The sequence below is a fragment of the Desulfogranum aggregans genome (genome assembly GCF_055398265.1).
On sequence record NZ_AP042447.1, the window covers coordinates 1,313,391 to 1,336,134 of the forward strand.

A 22,744-nucleotide genomic window follows, 5' to 3' on the forward strand; every position below is an offset into this window, starting at 1 on the left:
CCATACGACCATACACCAATACACCACAACCGCAAACAGAGGATAGAGATGCTCACCTGGCTCCTCCTGATCGTGGCCGCTTTCTCTGCCGGCATGCTCAATGCCCTGGCAGGCGGCGGCAGCTTTCTTACCTTTCCCGCCCTTGTCTATGCCGGCATCCCTCCGGTCAGTGCCAATGCCACCAGCGCGGTGGCGGTTTTTCCCGGCTACATGGGGGCGGCAGCAGGTTTTCGGCAGGAGCTGCTGGACTTTGACCGCCCTCAGCTTCGGCGCTACCTGAGCCTGGCGGTTATCGGCGGCCTGATCGGCTCCCTGCTGCTGCTGATCACCTCCAACGCGGTCTTTTCAGCAGTGGTCCCGTGGCTGCTGCTCTTTGCCACCCTGGTCTTTGCTTTTGGTCAGCAGATCACCCGTTGGCTGACGGCCATGGACAGCTCGCTCCATACCGCAGAGACCCCGATCCTGTTGGCAGTATCCATCTACGGCGGCTACTTCAACGGCGGCCTCGGCATCATTCTCCTGGCTGCGTTCATCACCTTTGGCATGCAGGATCTCCACCTGATGAACGGCCTTAAAAACGGGCTCTCCCTGGTGCTGTCCACGGTTTCGGTCATCACCTTCAGCGTGGCCGGCATCGTCCACTGGCCCCAAGCCCTGGTGATGATGGCGGCAACCACTGCCGGCGGCTATATCGGCGCTCTGGTGGCCAAGGCCATGCCCCCTCGCCTGCTGCGCACCATTATTGTCCTGATCGGCCTGATCATGACCGTGATTTTTTTCTCCCGTTCCTGATTCCGCAAGAGCGGTATTATTTCATCCACTGCTGTTTTTCCTGACTGCAGGGACAGGTAAAAACAGGCAAGCTATTGCGTTGCGATTGGTAAACTCAGGCAGCAGTGGAAAGAGACAGTATTTCCCTACCGCTCTACCACTAGGTTGCAATAACCAGGTTATGGTTATCAAGCTGATGGAGGGGAAAAAGGGAAAAAATCGGCCACCACTCAAGCGGGTTGAGAAAACTCAGGGCGATACCCTTGTCGTCGGTTCGAGCGACCTTTGCCGGTGCCTTGATGATTAGCTCGCTGTCTTTGCCGAGCAGAACTATTTCCACCTTTACCTTTTCTCCGACCTCAAAGTCAGGGTCACAGGCCAGGTACATGGCATCGATACTGATATCCCTGACAACACCATGGACAAGTTGTTTTTTTCCAGAATTGATAAGGGCGTTTGCCGAGTAGAGCACTCTTGCCCTGGCCCGATTATGTTCACTCATTTCACTCTCACTCTTCGCTGAATTCTTCATGCTCAACAGGCCCCATCCCTGATGGGACCAACCAACACCACGCGTTACTAATCAATAAATTTCATCATCACTAGGGAGTATATCACACACCCTGAATATGTAAAAAATCCACAAGCATATTTTTTCTCCCTTTGACTGTTTTTCTCGACAAAACCAACACTGGAGAATCATAAGTGCATCCCCACCCCACGAATAAACGAAGCATATTCACGTACCCACACCCATCGCAGTTTTTTTTTGGTTCGCAAGACTGGACAGGGAACACACATCCTGCTGCCTGAGCGCAGCGAGTTCGCAGGATGTGCCCTGGTAAGGCTTGGCCGGTCGACTCCCTCCTTCGGTGGCGGCGTAAGAATACTTATAATCGACTAAATACCCCCTCCCTAGGAAACCCCGCCCATCTTCATGCGTCCTGAGCGCCGGAAAGACTGCCGAAAAGAAGAGTTTGGACTGTTTGAGCGAAGCGAGTTTTCAAACTCTCGGCAGCCTTTTCGGTGCTCAGGAAAAAAAGCATGAAGCGGGTGCCCTTTCTTTTGTTTCGTTTTCTTTGGGCAAGCAAAGAAAATGAAAAAAACATATAGGTATTGGGAAACGGAGAAAAAAAACGGCGGGGCACCCTTTTACTCCACTTTTGGGTGCGCAAAAGGGGAACAAAACCAATGCAGTAAAGCACCAAGAAAAACATGCCATTAGAGCTGAACTTGTAGAAGCCCAGGCTTCCCCTACCACTTTCAACACGTTCAGGACTAACAACCCTGACGGTCACCTACCTTCGTGCATGGTGTCTACGTGGCTATAATTGACCAAAAAACCGCTAAAGGCTGCGTCCCCAACCCCATCGCAGTTTTTTCCGGTGCACAAGACTGGACAGGGAACACACATCCTGCTGTCTGAGCGCAGCGAGTTCGCAGGATGTGCCCTGGCAAGGCGTGGCCGGTCGACTCCCTCCTTCGGTGGCGGCGTAAGAATACTTATAATCGATTAAATACCCCCTCCCTAGGAAGCCCCGCCCATCTTCATGCGTCCTGAGAGCCGGAAAGACTGCCGAAAAGAAGAGTTTGAACTGTTTGAGCGAAGCGAGTTTTCAAACTCTCGGCAGCCTTTTCGGTGCTCAGGAAAAAAAGCATGAAGCGGGTGCCCTTTCTTTTGTTTCGTTTTCTTTGGGCAAGCAAAGAAAATGAAAAAAAATATAGGTATTTTATAGGTGTTTGGCAGCGGAGAAAAAAAACGGCGGGGCACCCTTTAACTCCACTTTTGGGTGCGCAAAAGGGGAACAAAAACAGCAAACCTCCCCCCTACTCAAGCGTCTCCAAAGCCGGAAACATCCCGTCTTCTTCACCAGGAGCAACAACATCGCTCTCTTCGATCGGACCAAACAACTCAACCTCCTCCGGTACCGCCGGCACCGTTTCCTGGGGACTTGGTTCCAGCGTACTCTCCGGCATAGTTTCCAGTACACCCTCCTCCACAGCCGGTTGCGGGGCATCCGGTGACTCAGGCACTGCCTGTTGCAGCTCCTGTTCCGGCACCATCTCGGGCAAAGTTTCCGGTACACCCTCCTCTACTGCGGGTTGCGGGGCAACCGGTGGCTCCGGCACCACCTGTTGCTCCTCCTCCGGCATCACCTCCGGCAAGGTCTCCGGCACAGCCTCCTCCACTGCCGCTTTTGGGGCCTCCTTTTTCCGATCCCGTGAAGCAGGCACGCGATACTCGGCAGGCATCGGCTCACGTGTCTGTACAAGCTCTTCGGGGATGAGTACGGTATCGCCGATTTTCAGGCGGTTGGGATCAAGGGCCTTGTTGACCTCCGCGATCTTGAGCCAATTCCTTCCAGATCCGGTATACCAGCGAGATATCCTGATCAGGGTTTCTCCTTTCCACCTGATGGTGTGTTTGAGATAGGATGCAGCAGGTGGAGCTTTCACCTGCTGTTCCGGTGCAGGTGGCGCTTCTTTCTCCCGGGTGACTGCAGACTGTTGCGCACACCCACTGAGCCACAGCGCAGTACAGGCAATAATCCCATAAAGGATCCACAGCTTGTTTACATTCATTGTTCGCCATTCCCCCCTTGGGCCAATAACTGGTCCAGATATTTTCGGACTTTTTGATTATCCGGCCTGAGTTCCAGTGCCAAGTGCAGGTTTTTCACGCTCTCCTCCGGCTTGTTCAGTTTTTGCTGCATTACCGCCAGATTGAAATAGGCTTTATCTGCATATGGCGGCTTTAGTGCGACTACCTGTTGAAATTGGACTTCAGCTTCTGCATACATTCCAGATGCAGCATAGAGCAGCCCCAGATTAAAAAACGCATCAGGAAAGGTTGCATCCGACAAGGTTGCATTCTGGTAGGCCTCTATGGCCTTTGCATACTGCTTTTCCCCTGCCTGAAGCCTCCCCAGGTGAAAAAAGGCGGCTGTATTGCCGTTATCTGCCTCAATGGCTTTCTCCAGCAAACCGATGGCCTGTTCAGGAGATGTTTTTGCCACCTGCTGCGCGCGGCCTACCAATGCTTGAGCATACAGCGGCAGCAAATCTTCACTCTCCGCCTCTGCCGACTCCTGGTAGGATGCAAGCAGCTCAATGGCGCGTTGAAAATCGCCCTGCTCAATGGCAACCTTTGCCAGCCCCTCATCGGTTACCTGAGGCAATTCCGGCTGCAGAGTCGGGCTCTCTGCACTGGCCTGGTCCGCTGCAGCAACATCGCTTTCTGCAGGTGGTGGCGGAGCCGACACGGTTCCTTCTTCTGCAGCGGCATCATCTGCAGAAGATTGTGGCTTTTGGGCACCTGCTGCCTCGCGTTCCTCTTGCTTTTCTGCAACAGTTGACGAAGCTGACGACTGCAGCGCCGATGCATGGAGGACACCTCCCTCCTCGACGCCTTCACCTCCCTTCAACGATACCTCATTGGTCTGCTCTCCCTCATGGACAAGCGGCGGCTTCTCCCTGTCAACCACTGGCTTACCATTAATGTCTTGCCCCCTTTCTGCATGCAATGGCAGCATGGTATAAAGCCCAATCCCAACAGCTGAAAGAACCACGATACCCAGCACGCTCACCCCGAGAGGAAATACTACACGCCGATTATCGCCCCCCAGTTTTCTGCCTATTCGACGCTCCCCCCCCTCTGTGACTTCAACTGCCGGTCTCTGCTCCTCAACTTTTGCTTCTTCCTGCACCTCATGCGCTTTTCGGCCTTCATGGGGTTGTTCTTCGACTGCGGCATCAGGCGGTTTCACTGCACCTGAATCCTCTGCAGCACTCAAATCCTTTGCCCCAACAAACGCAGAGTCGAATAGATTGATTTCTTCGATACACTCCTGTACATGCCCAACAGTAATTTCCCTTTTTTCATCCACAAAACCAGTCAGCATGGCACGATCACAGAGGATGTTAATCAGCCGCGGATAACCTCGGGTAAAGGCATGGACCTCATCAATGGCCTGTTTGGTAAAAAGTGGTTTTGTGGTACCGGCAACCTTGAGACGGTGGCTGATATACTCCTGGGTCTCACTCGCCGACAGGGGCGCAAGGTCATAAAAAAGGGTGATACGCTGGCGCAACGCACGACAGGCATGCTGCATCAGCTTCTCTTTCAGTTCATTCTGGCCGACAAAGAAGATATTGACCGATTGCAGGCCATGCTGCTCAAAGTTGGACAGCAGCCGGATTTCTTCGAGCAGCTCCTCGGACAAACGGTGGGCCTCATCAATGATAAGGAGGACGAACTTGCCCTGTTCATAGGATTTTTTCAGGAACGCCTGAAAAAAAAGGAGAAAATCGGCCTTGGTGTGAATCTCCACGGAATCATCATAGGCATTGGCGACCAGCTTTAAAAAATCAAGGGTGTCAAGGGTAGTGTGATTGATATTGGCCAGCAGGACATTGTCGTCAAGGCTATCGACCAGGGCATTCACCAGGGTGGTTTTCCCTGTGCCAATATCACCGGTAAGGACCACGTAGCCGTTGGCTTCAAGCAGCCCATAGCGAAGATTTGCCAGGGCCTCCTGATGCTTTTCCCCAGTCCAGAGAAACTGCGGGTCTGAGCTGATCTTAAACGGTTTTTTGGCTAGCTTATAAAACGACAGGTACATACGCACGCTCCACAGTTGAGATGGCAAGAAGGCGACTTGGCGAGCAGCCCCCTCCTCTTTTTACCCTGTAGGGTCTATTATACCCCTGAAAGAGAAGAAAAATCCAACACGAATACAAAGTTCGTCCACAGCAGCAGCCCCTCCATCCGGTTAACAGCCGACAGCTGATTCCGCCTGTTGGTGCCGCAATTACTCCCGCACACTACCATGCAAATCCACGCTTTAAAATTCCCCCTTGCTTTTTAAGACGACCGGTCATATATTTTGTAGCCATGAACGATCGCCAACAAGAAAAAAAACAATTCATCATCAGAAAAGGCCTTAAGGCACTCTACCGCAAAGGGTACAACGCCACCGGGGTTAAAGAGATTACTGATGCGGCCGGCATTCCCAAGGGCAGCTTTTATAACTATTTTCAGTCCAAGGAAGATTTTGCGGTTGCGGCCATGGAGTATTTCACCGGTCGGGAACTCGCGACCATGGAGGAGACCCTTGCCGACACCTCCATCACTCCCCTGCAGCGGATACGCAACCTCTACCAGGCAAAAATCGATCACTTTGTCACTACCGGTCAGTTTTCCTTTGGCTGCTTTCTCTGCAACATCACCCTGGAGATGGCGGATGTGAGCGAAACCATTGCCGCAGAGGCCACCGATGCCTTTACCCGCGAATACCAGCCGATTATCGAATGCCTGGAGGAAGCCCAGCGCCTGGGCGACCTGCCGCCCGAACGCGACCCGGTACAGCTCGCCGAGCTCCTGCGCAATAGCTGGCTGGGGGCCCTGGTGATCATGAAGGCCAACAAGAATAAAGCGGCTTTGGAAAGTTTTCAGCGAACCCTAAACGAGATTATTCTTCGATAGCAGGCACAACCCTTCACAACCCAAAACCACAGCACCACCAACCACAGGAGAAACAGCATGGACAACATCGCATTCAAGGCAATGGTAGTAACCGAACACGAAGACAAAACCTTTACCCGCGAAATCACCCAAAAGCACCTCAACGACCTGCCGGAAGGCGAGGTCATCATCAAGGTGCTCTACTCTTCCCTCAACTACAAGGACGCCCTCTCGGCTACCGGCAACAAAGGCGTAAGCCGCTATTACCCGCACACCCCCGGCATTGATGCTGCCGGCGTGGTGGCAGAGAGCGCCAGCAGCGATTTCACTCCCGGCGAAGAAGTCTTTATCACCGGCTACGACCTGGGCATGAACACCTCAGGCGGCTACCAGGAGTACATCCGGGTGCCTGCAGCCTGGATCGTCAAGCGCCCGGAAAATTTGAGTCTGCGCGAAAGCATGATCTACGGCACCGCCGGCTTTACGGCTGCCCTCTCCTGCTATAAGATGATCAACAACGGGGTCAAGCCGGAGAACGGCCCGGTACTGGTCACCGGCGCAACCGGCGGCGTGGGATCTATTGCCGTGTCCATCCTGGTCAAATCAGGTTACGAGGTGGTGGCAGTTAACGGCATAGTCGACGAGACCGACTACCTGCACAAGCTGGGCGCCAAAGAGGTGATCTCCATCGAGGAGGCAGACGACAAGAGCGGCCGCCCAATCCTCAAGCCGCGCTGGGCAGGCGCCATTGACACGGTGGCCGGCAATATCCTCTCCACCGCGATCAAGACCACCAAGTACGGCGGCTCCGTCACCTGCTGCGGCAACGTGGGTTCTGCCGAACTCTCCTCCTCCATCTACCCGTTTATCCTCAACGGGGTGAGCCTGCTGGGGATCGATTCGGTCAACTGCCCGCTGGATACCCGCATGGCAGTATGGAACAAGATCGCCTCTGACTGGAAACTCGACTACCTGGACGACATCACCACCGAGCTCCCCAACCTGGAAGCCCTGGACGAGCGCATCAGCCTCATCCTTGCTGGGAAAAACCGGGGCCGGGCCATCGTTAAAGTGGCTGAATAACGCACATTACCCACAATAAACTAGTACCATGGCAGGGGACATCCCTGCCATGGCACCTTCAACCTCCAGCTGCCATCAATCGACAGCCACCCCACCAGACTCACCCATAACCGCTTGACAAACACGGTGTCGGGCTCAACCCGGTAACCACCTTCTGCCCATCCTCCACGCGGCCCCACTCGACAGATACCAGCTGGCCGAAGCCTCCTGACAAAAAGTACTAGTCATACCTATCTCCCAAAATACTCTTTAGGGCTGATTGTGTAACAGCATGAAATAGTTTTTATTGCTATGTCATAGTATTTGAGAAGAATCACTAGGGAAATGTTGGGACAACAAAAACCGTTGGGCCAGCGCATAGAAAACAATGATTCTCTGCACTGTTGCTCTGTGCCATATTGAAAAAGAATGCTCGGCAAGCTGAGACCATTTTGAAATTTCACTTTATTTTTCGGCATAATTCGTCCTCCTGTATGGTTGATAAGGACAGTATGCCAAAGGGGGGTACTCACAGAGTGATAAACCCCAAAAAAATATTAAACTGGGCTTTAGTCGTAATCACAAATAAAAATGAAGGCGAATTAAAATGAATAAATCTATCTGGTTCTTATTCGTTACACTTTTGATGTTGCCATTAACTGCACAAGCTAACCTTTATGACTTTCATCTCATTGGTGATGATAACTCACCATCTAATGATGTTGGCCCTCAATTACTGATGGAAGTGACTGAAGGTTCAACGAGTGGAATTGATTTCACATTCCTAAATATTGGTGACATTGACTCATTTATTGCTGACATCTATTTTGATGCGACACCAGATGATGCCATCAATTACGCAAGTTATTCCTTTTCTGAAATTGGTCAAGTCGCTTTCTCTATAGATGCTACACCGGGTAATTTACCTGGTGGAAATACTATCTCTTTTAGTAGTGATTGGGATGCTGATTCAGATAGTCCAGTTGCAAAAATGGGGATCGACAATTATGCGACCGGAGATACAGGAGGACCAGAGTCATTAACGATCAATTTCGCCTACACAGCAAACCAAACATTTGAAGACGTTATTTCGTTAATCAATTCAGGGGACTTACTTGTTGGTCTTCACGTACAGGGAATTGCACCCAATGATAAAAGCGAAGCCTATGTGAACAATATCGTACCAGTACCTGAGCCAACGACAACGGCACTAGTTTTTTTTGGTTTAGGTATAGCAGGTCTTACTGCAATAGGTAAAAGAAGAAAGTAATTTATTCCCACATATCCGGAATAAAAATGGCAAGGCCTCGGCTTTACCTTTTTTTATTGCTCTTAACAAGGTCAAAAGTAACGAAGAAATCTCTTACTACGTGTACCTCCTGTTGCCATAAACGAGCAAGAACCTGTTCCCGCCCGTTGCGGAGTGCCTATCCATAAAGCGTTTCTATCCTCCGGATGGCTTCAGTGTCATTGACCTTCCCGAGATACCGCTGAGTTGTTGAGAGGTCGGCATGCCGCAGGATTACCTTGCTGACGATTTGTATTGGTGTATCAGACCTTGAGGCATACTTGGCTGCTTGGCGTCAGAGACCATGTGCCGAATCTCAATATTGACCAAATTCTTGCCTTCTTCACCATTGGCCATGCAACGGCGTATGATATCGGAAATATACGTTCATCCGTGTCCAAATTATTGACTTTTACATATTTGCTTAATCTTACCAGGCTTTTTTCGTGGAAAACAAACCGTCTCTTCAGCTCTTCTCCACTTTTTTTGTTCTGAATGCTCAGGGAGTTACCCTGGATATTGCCAGCCGTGAGGCTCAAAACTTCACCGATGCGCAAGCCAGCTCTGGCCATAAGTCCCAGTATCAACCTGTTCCGGACATTCATGGTCCGGAAAATTATCTCATCGACTGTTCTCTTATCCACAATTTGCTATTGAATAGGCTGCGACCACCCCAATTTCTGAGCCAACAGTCACCTTCCTCTTCGGTTTAGGTTTCGCAGGCCTTGGCAGCGTTATTTATAAAAAGCGAAAATTTTCTCAGAGAAAATGAACCCTCATCCATAAAATCCAGCTTGCCTCCGCACTCGCCCTCCCAACCGAGGAGTGCGGAGGCTGCGTTCATCTTACTGCATTCTCACAACCCACCACATCACAACTGCGACTCAATCGGCAGCAACCCCACAAGGCTGACGCCCAATCGCTTGAAAAACGAGGTGTCAGGCTCTACCCGCAAAACGACTTCCTCGCCGTCTACTGTGCGTACCCACTCGATATCATCACCGCCATAGCCATCGGGAACCAAGCGCAGCTGATACACCTTGGTCGATTTTTTCGCATCAAACGATTTGCCAACCTCCCGGCCCAACTCCGCACTGTGAAAAACAATGCCCAATTCCGTATTTTGCGCACCAGAACGGGGATCAAAGTTAAACGAACCAATAAACAGCACCTCCCGGTCAAAAACATAGGCCTTGGCATGAAGGCTTGCCCGTGATGAACCGGTGAACAGTTTCTGCTTTTTCTGCTCACCTGGCAGCGGGTCTATAGCGGTTTCATAGAGTTCCACCCCGGCACGAAGCAGCTCTTTCCGATATTTGGCATAGCCGCTGTGAACGACCGCCACGTCGGTTGAAGCCAACGAATTGGTAAGGATGCGTACCCGCACTCCCTGACGACGCAGCTGTTTGAAAAACTCGACCCCTTCCGTACCTGGCACAAAGTAGGCGCTCAGCATAAGGAACTCCGAGCGCATAGTCTGTATCAACGGTTCCAGTTGCGGCCCCAGATGCAGCTCTTTGGCCCGGGTGTCGCTGGTGATTTTTTCCGGCTGATCATACACCGCCTTGGCCCTTCCCCAGGCAAACTGCAGGGTATGCTGCCGTAACTGATCGGCCAGGGCAGAATCCTGCAATGCCTCTGTGTATTGCCTGCTCTCCGGTTGATGGGTAAACTGCGCAAACTCCGGCCGCATGGCATCCAGGGCACCAGGGGCTGGCGGCTCTTTCACCAAATGCTCGACAGGATAGGACAACCGGTTATTCCAGTAGGCGTCAAAAGAGGAGGAAACCTCTCCCACCACCGGACCGATGGCCAGTACATCCACATCACCAAAATTCAGGTGGGGATCAGCGGAAAAATACTCATTGCCAATGTTTCGTCCACCAACAACTGTGGCCTGGTTATCCACTGTCAGCGACTTGTTGTGCATCCGCCGGGTGACGCTGCCAAAACGGGTGATCATCTGGGTCAGCCGTCCACTGCCGCGGGTAAAGGGATTAAAAATGCGAATATCGATATGGGGATGCTGAGCAAGGGTGGCAATATTCACATCCCGCCCTTCCAGGCCCATATCATCAATCAGCATGCGTACCCGAACGCCCCGATCCGCTGCCTTGAGCAGCAGATCAGCCAGCAGCCCGCCCACCATATCAGGGTGATAGAGGTAATATTGAAGGTCAATGGATTTTTCCGCAGCCTGAATCAACACCGCCCGGGCGACAAAGGCATCCAGCCCGTTGCCCAGTAACACAAAACCCGACTGGCCAGGGTGTTTGTCCTTCTCCTCAGCAAGCAGTCGGGCCAGCCTGGTCTGCTCGGTATCGGGAATAAAGGTTGTGGTTGTCAGCTCGTTGTTATCCGGCAGACGTGCGCAGCCATGCACCAGCATGAAGATAACCACCAGGCCAACTGCCGCCATCCAGCTTCGCACACGCCACCCTGCATACCCTTTTGTACCCATCACGCCTCCTTGGCAACATTCCGTTCACCAGCAGAATTATCAGCTATGGCCTGAAAATGCACTGCACATATTCTCTATTCATCATACTACACTACACACCACCCGCACGCCTCACAAGGACTAGTCACATACGTATAAAAAATACCAATTTCACAATAGAAATACTCCATGAGGAGGATAGTAATTTTATTAATAACCGAGTAGGTACCTTGCCAAATATGCGTTTGGTGAAGAAGGGAATAGACCCTCCAGCGACGAGCATGCCAGCTTCCAGCCTCTAAGTCAGCTGTTTCAGTACACCATGCGTGCGGCCAAACCAGCAACCGTTCCACCATTGCACATAGTGGTGAATACACTTTTACCTGGCCAGCTACAAGCCAAACACCCTACGAGACCTTGTCTCTGTATAGCACACATGAGAGAACAAAGAGAATCCAAGCGCTTCAACCTACAGCTCCAGACCGAATGCCTGGAGGCGCAGCGGGAATGCGATCACGCACCTTTTCCTGGCACCACCTCCAACATCTCCTCCACAGGCGCATATATCCTCTCTGCTGCCAGGGTGCAGACCGGTGACACCCTTGACCTGTGCTTCCACATCCCTGTACCCACGATCAACGACAAAACCCAGCCCAAAACGATGCTCAATGTCCAGGGCGAGGTAACCCGCATCGCGCACCAGGGGTTTGCGGTACACTTCCGCACCACCTGCCAGATAGTACCTGCAGCAACAGCAACCTCCCCTCCCCCCTCATTCCCCCCAGCCAATCCTTAGCCCTGCTTCAACCAAGTAAAGCAGACGCCCTACACCGGCTCCTAACACTCAACCATTATCCTCTGCCCGTTCAACCATCACAGCACGAGCCGGCATAACCGCCGGCTTCAGCAAGGCAACGCACCAGTCAAGAGCACCCGGCAAAAAGTACTAGTCATACCTATTGCGAAAAACAGTCCTCTCTCACCCTAAAAAACATTCCCTTCGGTGCAATATACTCCGCTGGGCTGATTGTGAAGAAACGCGCGATATATTTAGTTGGGTGGGTCGTAAAAGCAGAGTGCATACCAGCCACAATTTTCGCCATCCACCTCCCTCTCAAAGGTGGAATTCAGCTAATCAATGGCCAACCACTCCCGAGCTTACCACCTGCCAGTGTACGACTTTGAACAATCAGGAAGCAACCAAACATCTCCGGTAGTCGGAGATGACAGCAAAACAAATGGAGGCAGAGATGAGAAATAAGGCATTGAAAACCGCGTTAATTGCTACAATGCTCACCGGAGCGACAATGGTAAATGCACATGCAACTTATATTGACATTGGTGGTGAATTTAATATTCTAAATCTAGATATTAGTGATTCTAAGCTAGACACCATACAATTCGTTGGTGGAACGGTGACAGGTTTATCTCCTGATCCTGATGACAAAATTTCAATAGGCGATGGGGTTTATATAGCTGATTTACTCCTGGAACAAGTAGATCCTATTGAAGACACTTTATCTTCAGGAAAAATTGAAAAAACATATTCATTTACAGAAACAGAATATATTGATGGTTTCGCTATCTATGATCACGAAGACAATAATAAAACTTTATTCGAAGCTGATCTCACGGTAGATTTTCTTAGTGTAAATAATAAAAACGGTGACATCCTTTCTGAACTTCAATTCAACTTAACGAACATAGATACATTTGGAGATTCTACAATACTTAACTCATTCTTGACCCCTAATGTAGGTGTACTTACATTAAGCATACAGTTCACTGGGGATATTTCAACAGCAATAGCCAATGTTGACGGGAATCAGCAAATATTGGCCAGCAACCCTAACACAAGTTCAACTTTTGACGGTAATATTACCCCTGTCCCCGAACCAGCCGTCACCTTTCTCTTCAGCATGGGTCTAGCCGGTTTCGCCGGAGTCATCAGGAAGAAAAGACTCCAACGCTAAGGAAATTTCACCTGCAGGGGCAGCACATTCATCACCTCATGTGCTGCCCTTTCTTTTTCTTCCGTTTGAAAATAATTCAAAAGTTGCGCGGCAAATAGCTTAAAAGAGCAAGGGAGTAGAAATGAAATATAGAAGAAGTTTAGCATATGCAGTTGCAGCACTCCTGGTACTCAGTGGTGCTGCAAGTGCCACTCCTGTGGTAGACGGTAATTTCGACACTACAGAATGGAATGGTTTCTACATTGACGGTGATGGCATTCTCGGGCCAGGCGTTGGAGGGCAAGACTACGATGTTGAATATTTAGGCTACTATATCAACTCAGGCACAGAAACCGTAACTTTTGGCCTACAAACCGGGCATAATTTAGGCACAGACCCAGACAACTTCCTTGATTTTGCGGCAGGCGATTTTGCCATAGACCTTGGAGATAATGGCACATGGGACCTTGGTATCGATTTTGACATCAACACTTCCGATAACACTGTGACGTTCGATCTTTATAACATACCCACTAACCCTGATGACCCTAATGACACTACATATGGCTGGAAAGATGTTGAATACACTGTAGATCCGAACGACCATAGTATTGCAAATCCATGGGCCATTGATAAAAGTATAGTAAAAGATGATAATCTTTTGGCTACTTTTGAAGGCGCATTTGGCAAAACATCTGACAATCAATCCTATGTCATCGAAGGTTCATTCAACCTGGGAGACATAGAAGGCTTGACCCTTGCCGACTTCGCCGCCCCTTCCGTCCTCCACTGGACCATGGAATGCGGCAACGACTTCCTCAACAGCGCTCCCACCGTCCCTGTCCCGGAACCGACAACAACCTTTCTCGTCGCCTTTGGCGCTATTGCCGGGGCCGCTCGCTTGCGCTACCGCCGAAATTCCCGCAGATAAATAGTACCGTTCTACTCAGCCAAGGGACATAAGCCCCCTGGCACACCATAGGTTAATAGACACACCGTTTTTTGAGGCAACCACATTGTTCAGACGTATCTTACTCGCAACGCTCGTTGCATTATCAGGCCATGCAAACAGTGCCACAGCCACCCCTGTCGACTTCATCATGGCAGGTGCACCGGAATCTGCAGTCACGGCTACAGACTTAAACACGCACCCGTGGGGCGGAACATGGCTCACCTGCGCTGACCTGACCGCCACCCTTGCAGGCACTCTTGATGGATTAGCCTTCACTGTTGACGAAGGTGAAACCAAGGAGATCGAATTCTTCACCCTTACGGCAAACGACGGCTTCAGCCTTTTTGAATCCTACGAAATATCGGCCACGCTTGCCTTTGCTTCTCCAGATATCGACAGCAGCAGCGGCACCGGCGGGGGTACCTTTTCCACCTTTTTCGGCAAAATTTCGGGTGGAACCCTGTACTGGGACGACCAGACCCTGCCAGATTACTTGTATGACGATTACGGCAACGAAATTGTTGTTGATTTTGAAGAGGGCTGGACCATAACCTGCGGCAATACCGTCACCGTGCACGCTTCGATCACCAATAACGGTGGAGGCACAGTGCCTGTGCCGGAACCAACGACCTCCTTCCTGGTAGCTATGGGCGCAATTGCCGGGGCTGCCCGCCTACGCTACCGCCGCAGTACACACCACCCGTAGGCTGACAAACGCTGGCAACCGCATAAGGGGAGGAATTGCTCCTGCCCTTATTTTTTTCTTTGTCAAACCCCGGCGATCAAATACAATTATTTGAAATCGGCCTTAATCAGCCAACGACTACAACGCTCAACCACAATGAGAACCCTGCTTAATCACAAGTAAATGCCAGCAATCAACACCAACCATGGCACCGGTAACAGTGCACCTGCAAGATCCAGCTTCAACGTTCTCCTACTGCTGGTAATCATCTTATTTTCCGTTGGTTATTACCCTGCCTTCGCTATACTCGCTGAAAAATGGCGAAACTCTCTCGACTACACCTATGCTTTTTTCACGGTACCGGTCATCATATATATGGTGTGGGCAAAACGATACGAACTCAGCCAACTCAAAGGCGGCACCATAACCGGTTTATGTGCTGTCTTGTTCTCCTCCTTACTCTATATATTTGCCCTTCAAATACAGGTACCGACAGCAATCACCCTATCCATGGTGTGTACCATCCTCAGCTGTTTTCTCTTTCTTTACGGGCTGGCAGCACTCCGATTCCTGCTCATCCCCACCCTTCTTCTCCTGCTGCTCATTCCTATTCCCAACCAGGTGTACGGCACCATCACCCTGCCCTTGCAGTTGAAGGTTACGGAAATCAGCCAGTTGCTGCTCCAGCTTGTAGACATACCTATCTTCACTGAGGGCAACATCCTGCACACCCCGAAAAAGTCATTTGAGGTTGTTGAAGCATGTAGCGGCCTCCGGTCCCTCATCGCGTTGATGAGCCTGAGCCTGATGCTCGGTTACTTTACCCTGTGCAGAACAACCTCCATCCTGCTACTGACTGCCGCCAGCCTTCCGGTTGCGATCGTCATCAACATTATGCGCGTTTTTACCATGGTATGCTTTTACCATTTTTACGGTCTTGACCTTACAGAGGGGACTTATCATCTCATCAGCGGTGCCGTACTCTTCAGTATTGCACTCGTATCGCTCTATTACATCCAATGCCTCATCGAAAAATGGGAACCAGCAAGACTATCAAATTAAGCATACTTGCTATTATTTTTTTGGGCACCAGTCTTGCTGCCTATTCCGCTAAAACACAGCGGTATTCCCCTGCAAGGGACACTGACCTGCGAAGTGCCCTTATTCCTGTTGCCGGGTATAGACTGACCAAACAGATCCAACTGCAGGAGGATGTCACCACCTTTCTGGACTTGGACGACTATACCTATGCAAGCTACAGCAATGAGGACGCCACGATAGACCTGTATGTCGGGTATTATTACAGCGCAGCCAAAATATCCGCAGCCCATTCGCCCCTCAGCTGCTTCCCAGGACAAGGGTGGCAGATTACACAACCCATACAAGGCCAGACAACAATAGGCAACGACACCATCCACTACTCCGAAATTACGGCTGAACTGGATGGTCGAAAAGAATTAATATTCTTCTGGTACCAGGCCTACGACAATACCACACCACATGTTTACCTTAATAAAATCAACACGATAAAAAACAAACTTTTAAAAAAGCAGCAGGAGCATGCATTTATCCGCATCTCTGCGCCAATCCCCTTGTCAACGGGTCAAGAAACAACCAGGGAGTTCATGATTGAGTTCCTGCAAGCATTTTACCCGCAGCTTATAGAGTACATAAAACAACAACCAACCGAAGGCATGGGCACCCTTTCCCTTCAACCAAATCCCTGAATGCACAATGTACGAAAAAACTAAGCAGGATTTAGACAGGACAGTATTTTTCCTGGACGTACTCTTTACGGTACTGACGTTCCTGGTCGTCTTTTATATTCGAAACATTGTAATTGCAGGGGAAAGGGTCGACCTCTTTACGCACATCTTTCTTATTCCTCTTTTCCTTGCGTGCATAACAGGGTTTCTCATGTACTTTGGCGGGTACAGAAGCCCGCACAACACCACCTTATCGATGTACGCCTGGTCTATATTACGGGCACTGGCGCTAACACTTGGCGTTGTCCTCTCCTGCCTGTTTATCCTTCGTATACATAATGCCAGCCGACTGATCGTGTTCAGCTTTATTGGAGCGGAGGTCTTTTCTCTCCTTGCTATCCGGGCCTTTATTATTCACTACTATACCCACTCCATCGCTAAAGGAAATATCGCATCACGCGTCCTTATTATTGGCAGCCACGAACGAGCCAAAGAGTTGACCAATGCGCTGAAAACACAAACCGAGTGGGCTGTACAGGTTATCGGCTATCTGGACCCTGAAGAAGAAGCTGTTGGCACCACAGTCAATAACATTCCTGTAATTGGAACCTTGGATTCAATTACCACCTGCTTGAAGAATAATGTGATAGACGAGGTAATCATTGCCATTACCCGCTCGCTGCTCAAAGACGCTGAGCCAATCGCCCAGGCATGCGAAGAGGAAGGCATCCCCCTTCGTTTTATGGCCGATGTCTTTAATGTGCAGGCAGCAAGGGTGTCTCTCACTACCGCTGGCAATATTCCCCTGCTCTCGATTGAACCGGTAGCTCACAACGATGACCAGCTCATGCTGAAAAGACTGTTTGATGTGGCAGTAACAATAATAGCACTCCCTTTTGTTCTCCCCCTTTTTGTACTTGTTGCCATTGCCATCAAATTAGATTCTCAAGGCCCGGTTTTTTACGTTCAGGAACGCGTTGGCTTAAGAAAACATACATTCAATATGTACAAATTCCGTTCAATGCACGTCAACGCAGAAGAAAAACTCAAAGAGATAGAACACCTCAACGAAGCAGAAGGCCCGATTTTCAAGATCAAAAATGATCCTCGGGTAACCACGGTGGGCAGGTTTATACGAAAAACCAGTATAGACGAATTGCCTCAGCTTTTTAACGTGCTCCGTGGAGAGATGAGCCTTGTTGGTCCCAGGCCGATGTCAGTAAGGGATGTCGACCTATTTGATAAAGGGATTCAACGAAAACGTTTCAGTGTCAAACCAGGCATCACATGTATCTGGCAAATTTCAGGGAGGAGTGACTTACCGTTTACTAAATGGTTAGAGCTAGACCTCCAATATATTGATTCGTGGTCTTTTGCCTTAGATCTAAAAATATTAGCGAAAACTATTCCTGCCGTTGTTTGGTCTAAGGGCGCATCATGACTTTGCAAATTAGCATCAGCTAATGACGACACTCCTTTCCGAGTATAAAAAATCAACATATGAAGCTATCATTTTTTGGTGCTGCATTGAATACAAGAAATCTGGTCTTGCTATAAGAGAGTGGACACTTAGTTAAGCGAATATTAATGAATTGACAGGTGGAGTTTTTTCCTGGATATGAAAATACAGGTAAAAAATATGCCTACTGTTGTTATATCTCGTGGGTCCTCTTGAGTTGCAAAGAAGGACCATATTGCCAGGAGGCTGTAGAACAGCACATGTATCTAAAATGTACTACTTTTTTAAAATATTTCATCTTTTAAAAGATGCTTTGCGAAGTGTGCTGGCGGAGTAACGTTAACTGGAAAGGGGTGACGTGTAGTTTACCACCTGCCGCAGATCTGTTTTCTTGATCAATAGTTATGAAACCCACAAACCTTCTTGTATTAAATACCAGTGTTACTTACCTTCGGTCTCTTCTCGCCGCCGTGTTGATCCTGTTTAGCAGTCGTTGGGTTCTTAGTGCGCTGGGAGAACAGGATTACGGGTTGTTCGCCCTTGTTGGGTCTGTTTTGGTTTTTGTTGGATATTTGAATTCTGTTTTAGCCTCGTCCAGTTCTCGACATTTTGCCTTTGCAATAGGGCAAGGGGGCAATGAAGAGGTAAACAGGTGGTTCAATGCCGCGCTCAGTATTCACGTTTGTTTCGCTTTTCTCCTAACTGGTATTGGGTGGCTATATGCAGACACCGTTATTTTTCAGTTGCTAAATATACCGATGGACAGACAGGAAAGTTGTCTGTTGGTTTATAAAATATCTCTCATCTCTCTGTTTTGGGGGATGGTTTCTGTTCCTTTTGTTGCAATGTTCAGGGCAAAGCAACATATCGCTGAGATTGCAACTTGGGGGATACTGAAGGTACTACTCAGTTTCAGCTTGGCTTGGTATTTGTTGAAGGCTTCCGGGGACCGTTTGCTTCTTTATGCCACAGGAATTGCTGGTATCCATGTGCTTTTTCACCTAGGGCTGATTACCAGGGCTTTGATTCGCTTCAGTGAATGCCGCATACATCTAACCCTTTGGTTTGAGCGTACCAAGGTGCGAGAGCTATTTTCATTTGCTTCCTGGAACATGATTGGCATGTCAGCCCTAATCTGTAAAAACGAGGGGGCGGCTGTGCTGCTTAACCTTTACTTCGGTCCATCTGCTAATGCAGCATATGGAATAACTAGGAAGGTTGCGATGCAGGTTGATCAACTGGCTGCTGCTATGCTCGGTGCCTTCTCTCCGGAAATCACTTCCAGGGAAGGACGGGGGGAACGGGAATCGATGATCAGGTTGTCCATGCAGGCGAGCAAATTCGGGACTCTTCTTGTGCTAGTATTTTTGGTGCCGTTAATTTTGGAAATGGATTATGTGCTGAAGGCCTGGCTTGTTACCCCTCCTGAACATACAGTAACATTTTGCCGTCTTGTATTATGTTCCTACCTGCTTGATCGCCTCACAACAGGATACATGATAGCGATAAACGCCCACGGCAGGATTGCCGCGTACCAGGCAACAGTCGGTACGACCCTCTTGCTTTCCCTGCCTCTGGCGTGGCTGTTCCTAGATGCAGGTTTTGCTCCTACATCAGTTGGGGTTGCTTTTGTCATTATTGTAGCGATGGTCTCTACTGGAAGGCTCGTTTGGGCCAAGAGACTTCTCGGAATATCGATTTTGCACTCCTTTAAGGTGGTAGCTCTCCCCTGTTTATTGATTGCAATGGCCTCTGGCGGTATGGCCTTGGTGCCGTTTTTAGGCTTGCCGCCCTCTTTTGGACGTCTGCTGCTTGTGACAGGGGTGAGTGTTTCCATATTTATTGTTTCGGTATGGGGTTTGGCTTTGGACAAGAAAGAACGTCAATTTTTATTGAGTAACGCCAGAACACTAACCGTAAAGTTCAGGATAGCTCGATAACAACAAAATTAAGATACAGCTATGCAGGATCGGGTATTAAGGGAAGATTTATAGTGAAATCTGGTGTATGGGCATGAGGAAAGAAATGGCGTATCTTGTTGGTTGATCACCACCACGAACACAACCAACAAAAAAAGGATACGCCATGAAACAGACCACTTCACCGACCCCATCCCCACAAGAATTCAATTTCGAAGACCCGCTCTAACGGAATTGCTGAGAAAGAGGACAAGAGAACTAATTTTGCAAACTGTTGGGGAAGAGCTGGGAGCGTTTCTGTGCAAAATTCATCGAAAATGGTTGATGGTCAGGGAGCTGTTGTTTCCAACGGATACCTTCCCAAGCGAACCATTCAAACAGGTACTGGGGATGTAGAAGTATGGGTGCCGAAAGTTAGAGATCGGGGTGGCTCTGGGATTAAATTCAACAGCAGCCTATTGCCCCCTATTTAAAACGTAATTACCAACGAACTTCAGCCAACTTTAGGAGACGCTGTGGCATCGGCGGTGTTCGCATTGCCACGCATGCCAATCTGTCGACCATAGTATGCAGCTCAAATCTTCGGTTGAACCGATAGCAGAACTCAGCAAGATACCTTGGCAGGTGACAGGAACTCACATGGTGGTAAGTACCATGTAGCGCATTTTTAACATTGCCGATCATGACATTGACCCATTTGAAAACACCATACTCATCATATCCTTTGTCTGTATATGCTATGATTGGTTCGTGCTTGCAGCCCGCCTTCTTTATTCCAGGGAAGCAGTTAAGGCCATCAGATACCACCAGCGTGTTGGGAGCTAAATGCACCTTTGCCCATGCTTTGAGCTCTTGTTGTGTAAAACCTTTTACACGGCTCAGGCGCATTTTTACCGGATGCCCCTCCTCGGTAAGGGAGACAGACGCCACAAAGGGTGTTTTTCCCGTTGCGCCGCGGCCTCGAACGCCGTCCTTTTTCTTGCCGCCCCAGTATGCATCATCAATCACAACCAATGCTTTCAATGGTTGGGTGTCGTCTCTTTCTTTCATTGCCTGCTGGAGCTTATGCTTCATGCGTAACGCAGTGTTTGCAGAAACGCCAAGGGTCCGCCCCAGGCTTAACGAAGAGATACCACTCTTTGACTGGGTAAGCAGGTATATCGCAAGAAACCAAACGGTGAGCGGCAACTTGGTTGCCGCAAATATGGTCCCGGCAGTCAAAGATGTTTGGGCATGGCAATAATTGCACTGGAGAACTTTACGCGATGCAATGTGGCAATGCCCGGGGTGGCCGCATCGTGGGCACCTAAACCCATTGGGCCACCGAAATGTAAACAAGGCTTGGTAGCATTTTTCTTCTTCGCCATACTGGGAAAGGAAACTGGTTAAACTCAAGCCCTTCTGAAATTGAATTTGGTTTTTCGCCATGTCGATCCTCCGCTTAATTTGCTCTTGGAGAATTATGACATAGCGGGTTTGTCACATAGTGACGAACCCCCAAAATAAATGTGGCTGAAAATCAGTGGTAATCACGATTTAAAAAAGACAAAAGGTGTTGAAGAATTAGTCCCCTGGCTCTATCTCAAAGGGGTTTTGACTGGGCAGTACCATGAAGCGGTTAGTGTACTTCTTGGCGAACATGCAAAAGGGCTTTCAACCAATACAATCTCTCGGCCCAAAAAGAGCTGGCTCGAAGAATATAGCCTTTGGAGAAGGCAGTCACTGGCCAAGAAACGATATGTATATTGGTTGGCAGACGGAGTGTACAGCAAGGTTCGGCTTGATGAAAAGCTTTGTCGGCTGGTCATCATCGGTGTTACTGACCAGGGACACAAAGAACTTGTAGCTGTTGAGGATGGTTATCATGAACCAACAGACAGCTGGTATGAGGTGTTCGCGGATCTTAGCTACCGCGAACTCACCGTAGGGCCAGAGCTTTGCGTCGATGACGGTTCCCTTAGGTTCTAGAATGCCTTGAACCGGCTCTATCCCAGTTTTAAACACCAACGTTGCTGGGTGCACACTAGAACGACAAATCCGATAGAGTCGACCTTTTCAACAGTTCGCTTAAGGACAAAGAAAAGCCGTAGCTGAGGATCACGGGAGACCACTCTGGCAATGGTCTTCAAGCTATTGGAAAATGTTCAGAAGCGCTGGAAACGAATAAAAGGGTTCAACCGGTTAGCAGAGGTAATAACCGGTGTGAAATTCAGGGATGGGCTAGCAGGTACTGATCAACTGGACAGGAAAGCCGCTTGATCCTCGTACACCACATTTGACAATAACTCCGCTGGTAGAGGCCTGGGCCTCGTTAAAATGTTTTCGCCCCAAAAAGCCGGATGACCCGGATCTGCGTAGTGGAGGCCGCAACCCTGAAGTCGACTTCCACGGCGTAAAGCGGTGCAATGAAACCCATGCCTCAACCACAGATCCGGAATCAAGGCTCTTCAAAAAAGGTAAAAGTAAAGAGGCAAAGCTTTGCTTTATGGGCCACATCCTTATGGCGAACCGTAATGGGGTTGTTGTTGATTCTCGCGTCACCCATGCAAACGGAACAGCCGAGCGGGAGGCAGCGCTCCCCATAGCCACGTCACTACCGGGCAATCATCGTATAACGCTTGGCGCTGATAAGGGCTATGATACCCAAGCTTTTGTTGCTGATCTTTGCCTGAACAAAGCAACGCCACATGCTGCTCAAAAGAAGCATTCGAGGATTGATGGTCGAGCCACTCGGCATGCTGGCTATGCCAACAGACAGAAAATTCTCAAACGGGTTGAAGAGGTATTTGGCTGGATGAAGACGATCGGCTTATTCAGGAAATCCAAATTTCGAGGAGAAGAGAAAGTTGACTGGCTCTTCACACTTACGGCAGCTACCTACAATATGACTCGCATGAGGAATTTAGTGATAGTTGCGTCCGGTTAATACCTAAACCAGGCCGCTGGGGTTATGAAAGCGGGCAACTCCGCAGAATTTCAAAGATCAGGGGCTTTCTTTGGCTTTGGCGGACGCCAAAACCAAGGCAGCTGACGAAAAAAAACAACT

At 49.5% G+C, this 22,744-nt stretch carries 20 protein-coding genes and 3 pseudogenes; 15 read left to right on the forward strand and 8 right to left on the reverse strand.

Annotated elements, in window-relative coordinates; translation table 11 throughout:
• Positions 1-48: 48 nt before the first annotated feature.
• Positions 49-792 carry a sulfite exporter TauE/SafE family protein gene (locus ACZ52Z_RS06080; protein ID WP_464269861.1) on the forward strand — a complete coding sequence of 248 codons (744 nt, stop codon included), beginning with the start codon at positions 49-51 and terminating at the stop codon, positions 790-792.
• A 139-nt stretch (positions 793-931) separates the two neighbouring features.
• Here ACZ52Z_RS06080 and ACZ52Z_RS06085 read toward each other — a convergent pair whose 3' ends face one another.
• The 4 genes from ACZ52Z_RS06085 to ACZ52Z_RS06100 form a co-directional block, all read right to left on the reverse strand.
• The gene (locus tag ACZ52Z_RS06085; protein WP_464269862.1) at positions 932-1,273 is read right to left on the reverse strand and encodes a PilZ domain-containing protein; all 342 of its coding nucleotides are present in this window, start codon (positions 1,271-1,273) and stop codon (positions 932-934) included.
• Between the two features lie 433 nt (positions 1,274-1,706).
• Entirely contained in the window at positions 1,707-2,069 is a 363-nt protein-coding gene (locus ACZ52Z_RS06090) for a hypothetical protein (RefSeq protein ID WP_464269863.1), read from the reverse strand.
• Between the two features lie 529 nt (positions 2,070-2,598).
• Entirely contained in the window at positions 2,599-3,354 is a 756-nt protein-coding gene (locus ACZ52Z_RS06095) for a LysM peptidoglycan-binding domain-containing protein (RefSeq protein ID WP_464269864.1), read from the reverse strand.
• A complete protein-coding gene (locus tag ACZ52Z_RS06100; protein ID WP_464269865.1) occupies positions 3,351-5,393 on the reverse strand; it encodes an ExeA family protein in 2,043 nt (680 codons plus the stop codon). Before ACZ52Z_RS06100 ends, ACZ52Z_RS06095 begins: the two co-directional genes overlap by 4 nt.
• Before the next feature lie 272 nt (positions 5,394-5,665).
• Between ACZ52Z_RS06100 and ACZ52Z_RS06105 the strand changes: the two genes are divergently transcribed.
• On the forward strand, positions 5,666-6,256 hold the full coding sequence (locus ACZ52Z_RS06105; RefSeq protein ID WP_464269866.1) for a TetR/AcrR family transcriptional regulator: 591 nt from the start codon (positions 5,666-5,668) through the stop codon (positions 6,254-6,256).
• 57 nt (positions 6,257-6,313) lie between these two features.
• Positions 6,314-7,318 carry a YhdH/YhfP family quinone oxidoreductase gene (locus ACZ52Z_RS06110; RefSeq protein WP_464269867.1) on the forward strand — a complete coding sequence of 335 codons (1,005 nt, stop codon included), beginning with the start codon at positions 6,314-6,316 and terminating at the stop codon, positions 7,316-7,318.
• A gap of 326 nt (positions 7,319-7,644) precedes the next feature.
• Here the strand turns inward: ACZ52Z_RS06110 and ACZ52Z_RS06115 are convergent.
• Positions 7,645-7,776 (reverse strand): annotated as a pseudogene (locus ACZ52Z_RS06115) (transposase); the annotation flags it as partial.
• 128 nt (positions 7,777-7,904) lie between these two features.
• On the opposite strand from ACZ52Z_RS06115, the gene ACZ52Z_RS06120 reads away from it, so the two are divergent.
• Positions 7,905-8,567: a PEP-CTERM sorting domain-containing protein gene (locus ACZ52Z_RS06120; RefSeq protein WP_464269868.1), complete on the forward strand. Its 663-nt coding sequence runs from the start codon at positions 7,905-7,907 to the stop codon at positions 8,565-8,567.
• A gap of 281 nt (positions 8,568-8,848) precedes the next feature.
• On the opposite strand, the gene ACZ52Z_RS06125 is transcribed toward ACZ52Z_RS06120, so the two are convergent.
• Positions 8,849-9,229: a hypothetical protein gene (locus tag ACZ52Z_RS06125; protein ID WP_464269869.1), complete on the reverse strand. Its 381-nt coding sequence runs from the start codon at positions 9,227-9,229 to the stop codon at positions 8,849-8,851.
• 227 nt (positions 9,230-9,456) lie between these two features.
• Positions 9,457-11,046, reverse strand: coding sequence for a phospholipase D family protein (locus tag ACZ52Z_RS06130; RefSeq protein ID WP_464269870.1), 1,590 nt, complete (start codon positions 11,044-11,046; stop codon positions 9,457-9,459).
• A 415-nt stretch (positions 11,047-11,461) separates the two neighbouring features.
• On the opposite strand from ACZ52Z_RS06130, the gene ACZ52Z_RS06135 reads away from it, so the two are divergent.
• The 9 genes and pseudogenes from ACZ52Z_RS06135 to ACZ52Z_RS06175 all read left to right on the forward strand — a co-directional run.
• Positions 11,462-11,821: a PilZ domain-containing protein gene (locus ACZ52Z_RS06135; protein WP_464269871.1), complete on the forward strand. Its 360-nt coding sequence runs from the start codon at positions 11,462-11,464 to the stop codon at positions 11,819-11,821.
• Between the two features lie 427 nt (positions 11,822-12,248).
• Complete coding sequence (locus ACZ52Z_RS06140) at positions 12,249-12,998, forward strand: PEP-CTERM sorting domain-containing protein (RefSeq protein ID WP_464269872.1); 750 nt, start codon at positions 12,249-12,251, stop codon at positions 12,996-12,998.
• A 121-nt stretch (positions 12,999-13,119) separates the two neighbouring features.
• Positions 13,120-13,908, forward strand: a complete 789-nt coding sequence (locus tag ACZ52Z_RS06145; RefSeq protein ID WP_464269873.1) for a PEP-CTERM sorting domain-containing protein — start codon at positions 13,120-13,122, stop codon at positions 13,906-13,908.
• 85 nt (positions 13,909-13,993) lie between these two features.
• Positions 13,994-14,635: a PEP-CTERM sorting domain-containing protein gene (locus tag ACZ52Z_RS06150; protein ID WP_464269874.1), complete on the forward strand. Its 642-nt coding sequence runs from the start codon at positions 13,994-13,996 to the stop codon at positions 14,633-14,635.
• A gap of 162 nt (positions 14,636-14,797) precedes the next feature.
• On the forward strand, positions 14,798-15,676 hold the full coding sequence (locus ACZ52Z_RS06155) for an exosortase/archaeosortase family protein (protein WP_464269875.1): 879 nt from the start codon (positions 14,798-14,800) through the stop codon (positions 15,674-15,676).
• Positions 15,649-16,341: an exosortase C-terminal domain/associated protein EpsI gene (locus ACZ52Z_RS06160; RefSeq protein WP_464269876.1), complete on the forward strand. Its 693-nt coding sequence runs from the start codon at positions 15,649-15,651 to the stop codon at positions 16,339-16,341. Before ACZ52Z_RS06155 ends, ACZ52Z_RS06160 begins: the two co-directional genes overlap by 28 nt.
• 7 nt (positions 16,342-16,348) lie before the next feature.
• Positions 16,349-17,761, forward strand: coding sequence for a sugar transferase (locus tag ACZ52Z_RS06165; RefSeq protein ID WP_464269877.1), 1,413 nt, complete (start codon positions 16,349-16,351; stop codon positions 17,759-17,761).
• 422 nt (positions 17,762-18,183) lie between these two features.
• Positions 18,184-19,719, forward strand: a complete 1,536-nt coding sequence (locus ACZ52Z_RS06170; protein ID WP_464269878.1) for a lipopolysaccharide biosynthesis protein — start codon at positions 18,184-18,186, stop codon at positions 19,717-19,719.
• 171 nt (positions 19,720-19,890) lie between these two features.
• A pseudogene (locus ACZ52Z_RS06175) lies at positions 19,891-20,165 on the forward strand (IS256 family transposase); the annotation flags it as partial.
• Positions 20,166-20,178: 13 nt separating this feature from the next.
• Here the strand turns inward: ACZ52Z_RS06175 and ACZ52Z_RS06180 are convergent.
• Positions 20,179-21,126 carry an IS1595 family transposase gene (locus tag ACZ52Z_RS06180; RefSeq protein ID WP_464269879.1) on the reverse strand — a complete coding sequence of 316 codons (948 nt, stop codon included), beginning with the start codon at positions 21,124-21,126 and terminating at the stop codon, positions 20,179-20,181.
• Between the two features lie 108 nt (positions 21,127-21,234).
• On the opposite strand from ACZ52Z_RS06180, the pseudogene ACZ52Z_RS06185 reads away from it, so the two are divergent.
• Together ACZ52Z_RS06185 and ACZ52Z_RS06190 are read left to right on the forward strand one after the other, a co-directional pair.
• A pseudogene (locus tag ACZ52Z_RS06185) lies at positions 21,235-21,957 on the forward strand (transposase); the annotation flags it as partial.
• Between the two features lie 16 nt (positions 21,958-21,973).
• Entirely contained in the window at positions 21,974-22,624 is a 651-nt protein-coding gene (locus ACZ52Z_RS06190; protein ID WP_464269880.1) for a transposase, read from the forward strand.
• Positions 22,625-22,744: the final 120 nt, after the last annotated feature.

Excerpts from the sequence above, each read along its gene's own strand:
- ACZ52Z_RS06085 (WP_464269862.1), bottom strand. The coding sequence starts at position 1,273 with ATGAGTGAACATAATCGGGCCAGGGCAAGAGTGCTCTACTCGGCAAAC.
- ACZ52Z_RS06135 (WP_464269871.1), top strand. The coding sequence starts at position 11,462 with ATGAGAGAACAAAGAGAATCCAAGCGCTTCAACCTACAGCTCCAGACC.
- ACZ52Z_RS06155 (WP_464269875.1), top strand. The coding sequence starts at position 14,798 with ATGCCAGCAATCAACACCAACCATGGCACCGGTAACAGTGCACCTGCA.
- ACZ52Z_RS06165 (WP_464269877.1), top strand. The coding sequence starts at position 16,349 with ATGTACGAAAAAACTAAGCAGGATTTAGACAGGACAGTATTTTTCCTG.
- ACZ52Z_RS06080 (WP_464269861.1), top strand. The coding sequence starts at position 49 with ATGCTCACCTGGCTCCTCCTGATCGTGGCCGCTTTCTCTGCCGGCATG.
- ACZ52Z_RS06145 (WP_464269873.1), top strand. The coding sequence starts at position 13,120 with ATGAAATATAGAAGAAGTTTAGCATATGCAGTTGCAGCACTCCTGGTA.
- ACZ52Z_RS06180 (WP_464269879.1), bottom strand. The coding sequence starts at position 21,126 with ATGGCGAAAAACCAAATTCAATTTCAGAAGGGCTTGAGTTTAACCAGT.
- ACZ52Z_RS06130 (WP_464269870.1), bottom strand. The coding sequence starts at position 11,046 with ATGGGTACAAAAGGGTATGCAGGGTGGCGTGTGCGAAGCTGGATGGCG.
- ACZ52Z_RS06105 (WP_464269866.1), top strand. The coding sequence starts at position 5,666 with ATGAACGATCGCCAACAAGAAAAAAAACAATTCATCATCAGAAAAGGC.
- ACZ52Z_RS06095 (WP_464269864.1), bottom strand. The coding sequence starts at position 3,354 with ATGAATGTAAACAAGCTGTGGATCCTTTATGGGATTATTGCCTGTACT.
- ACZ52Z_RS06170 (WP_464269878.1), top strand. The coding sequence starts at position 18,184 with ATGAAACCCACAAACCTTCTTGTATTAAATACCAGTGTTACTTACCTT.
- ACZ52Z_RS06160 (WP_464269876.1), top strand. The coding sequence starts at position 15,649 with ATGGGAACCAGCAAGACTATCAAATTAAGCATACTTGCTATTATTTTT.
- ACZ52Z_RS06100 (WP_464269865.1), bottom strand. The coding sequence starts at position 5,393 with ATGTACCTGTCGTTTTATAAGCTAGCCAAAAAACCGTTTAAGATCAGC.
- ACZ52Z_RS06120 (WP_464269868.1), top strand. The coding sequence starts at position 7,905 with ATGAATAAATCTATCTGGTTCTTATTCGTTACACTTTTGATGTTGCCA.
- ACZ52Z_RS06140 (WP_464269872.1), top strand. The coding sequence starts at position 12,249 with ATGACAGCAAAACAAATGGAGGCAGAGATGAGAAATAAGGCATTGAAA.
- ACZ52Z_RS06110 (WP_464269867.1), top strand. The coding sequence starts at position 6,314 with ATGGACAACATCGCATTCAAGGCAATGGTAGTAACCGAACACGAAGAC.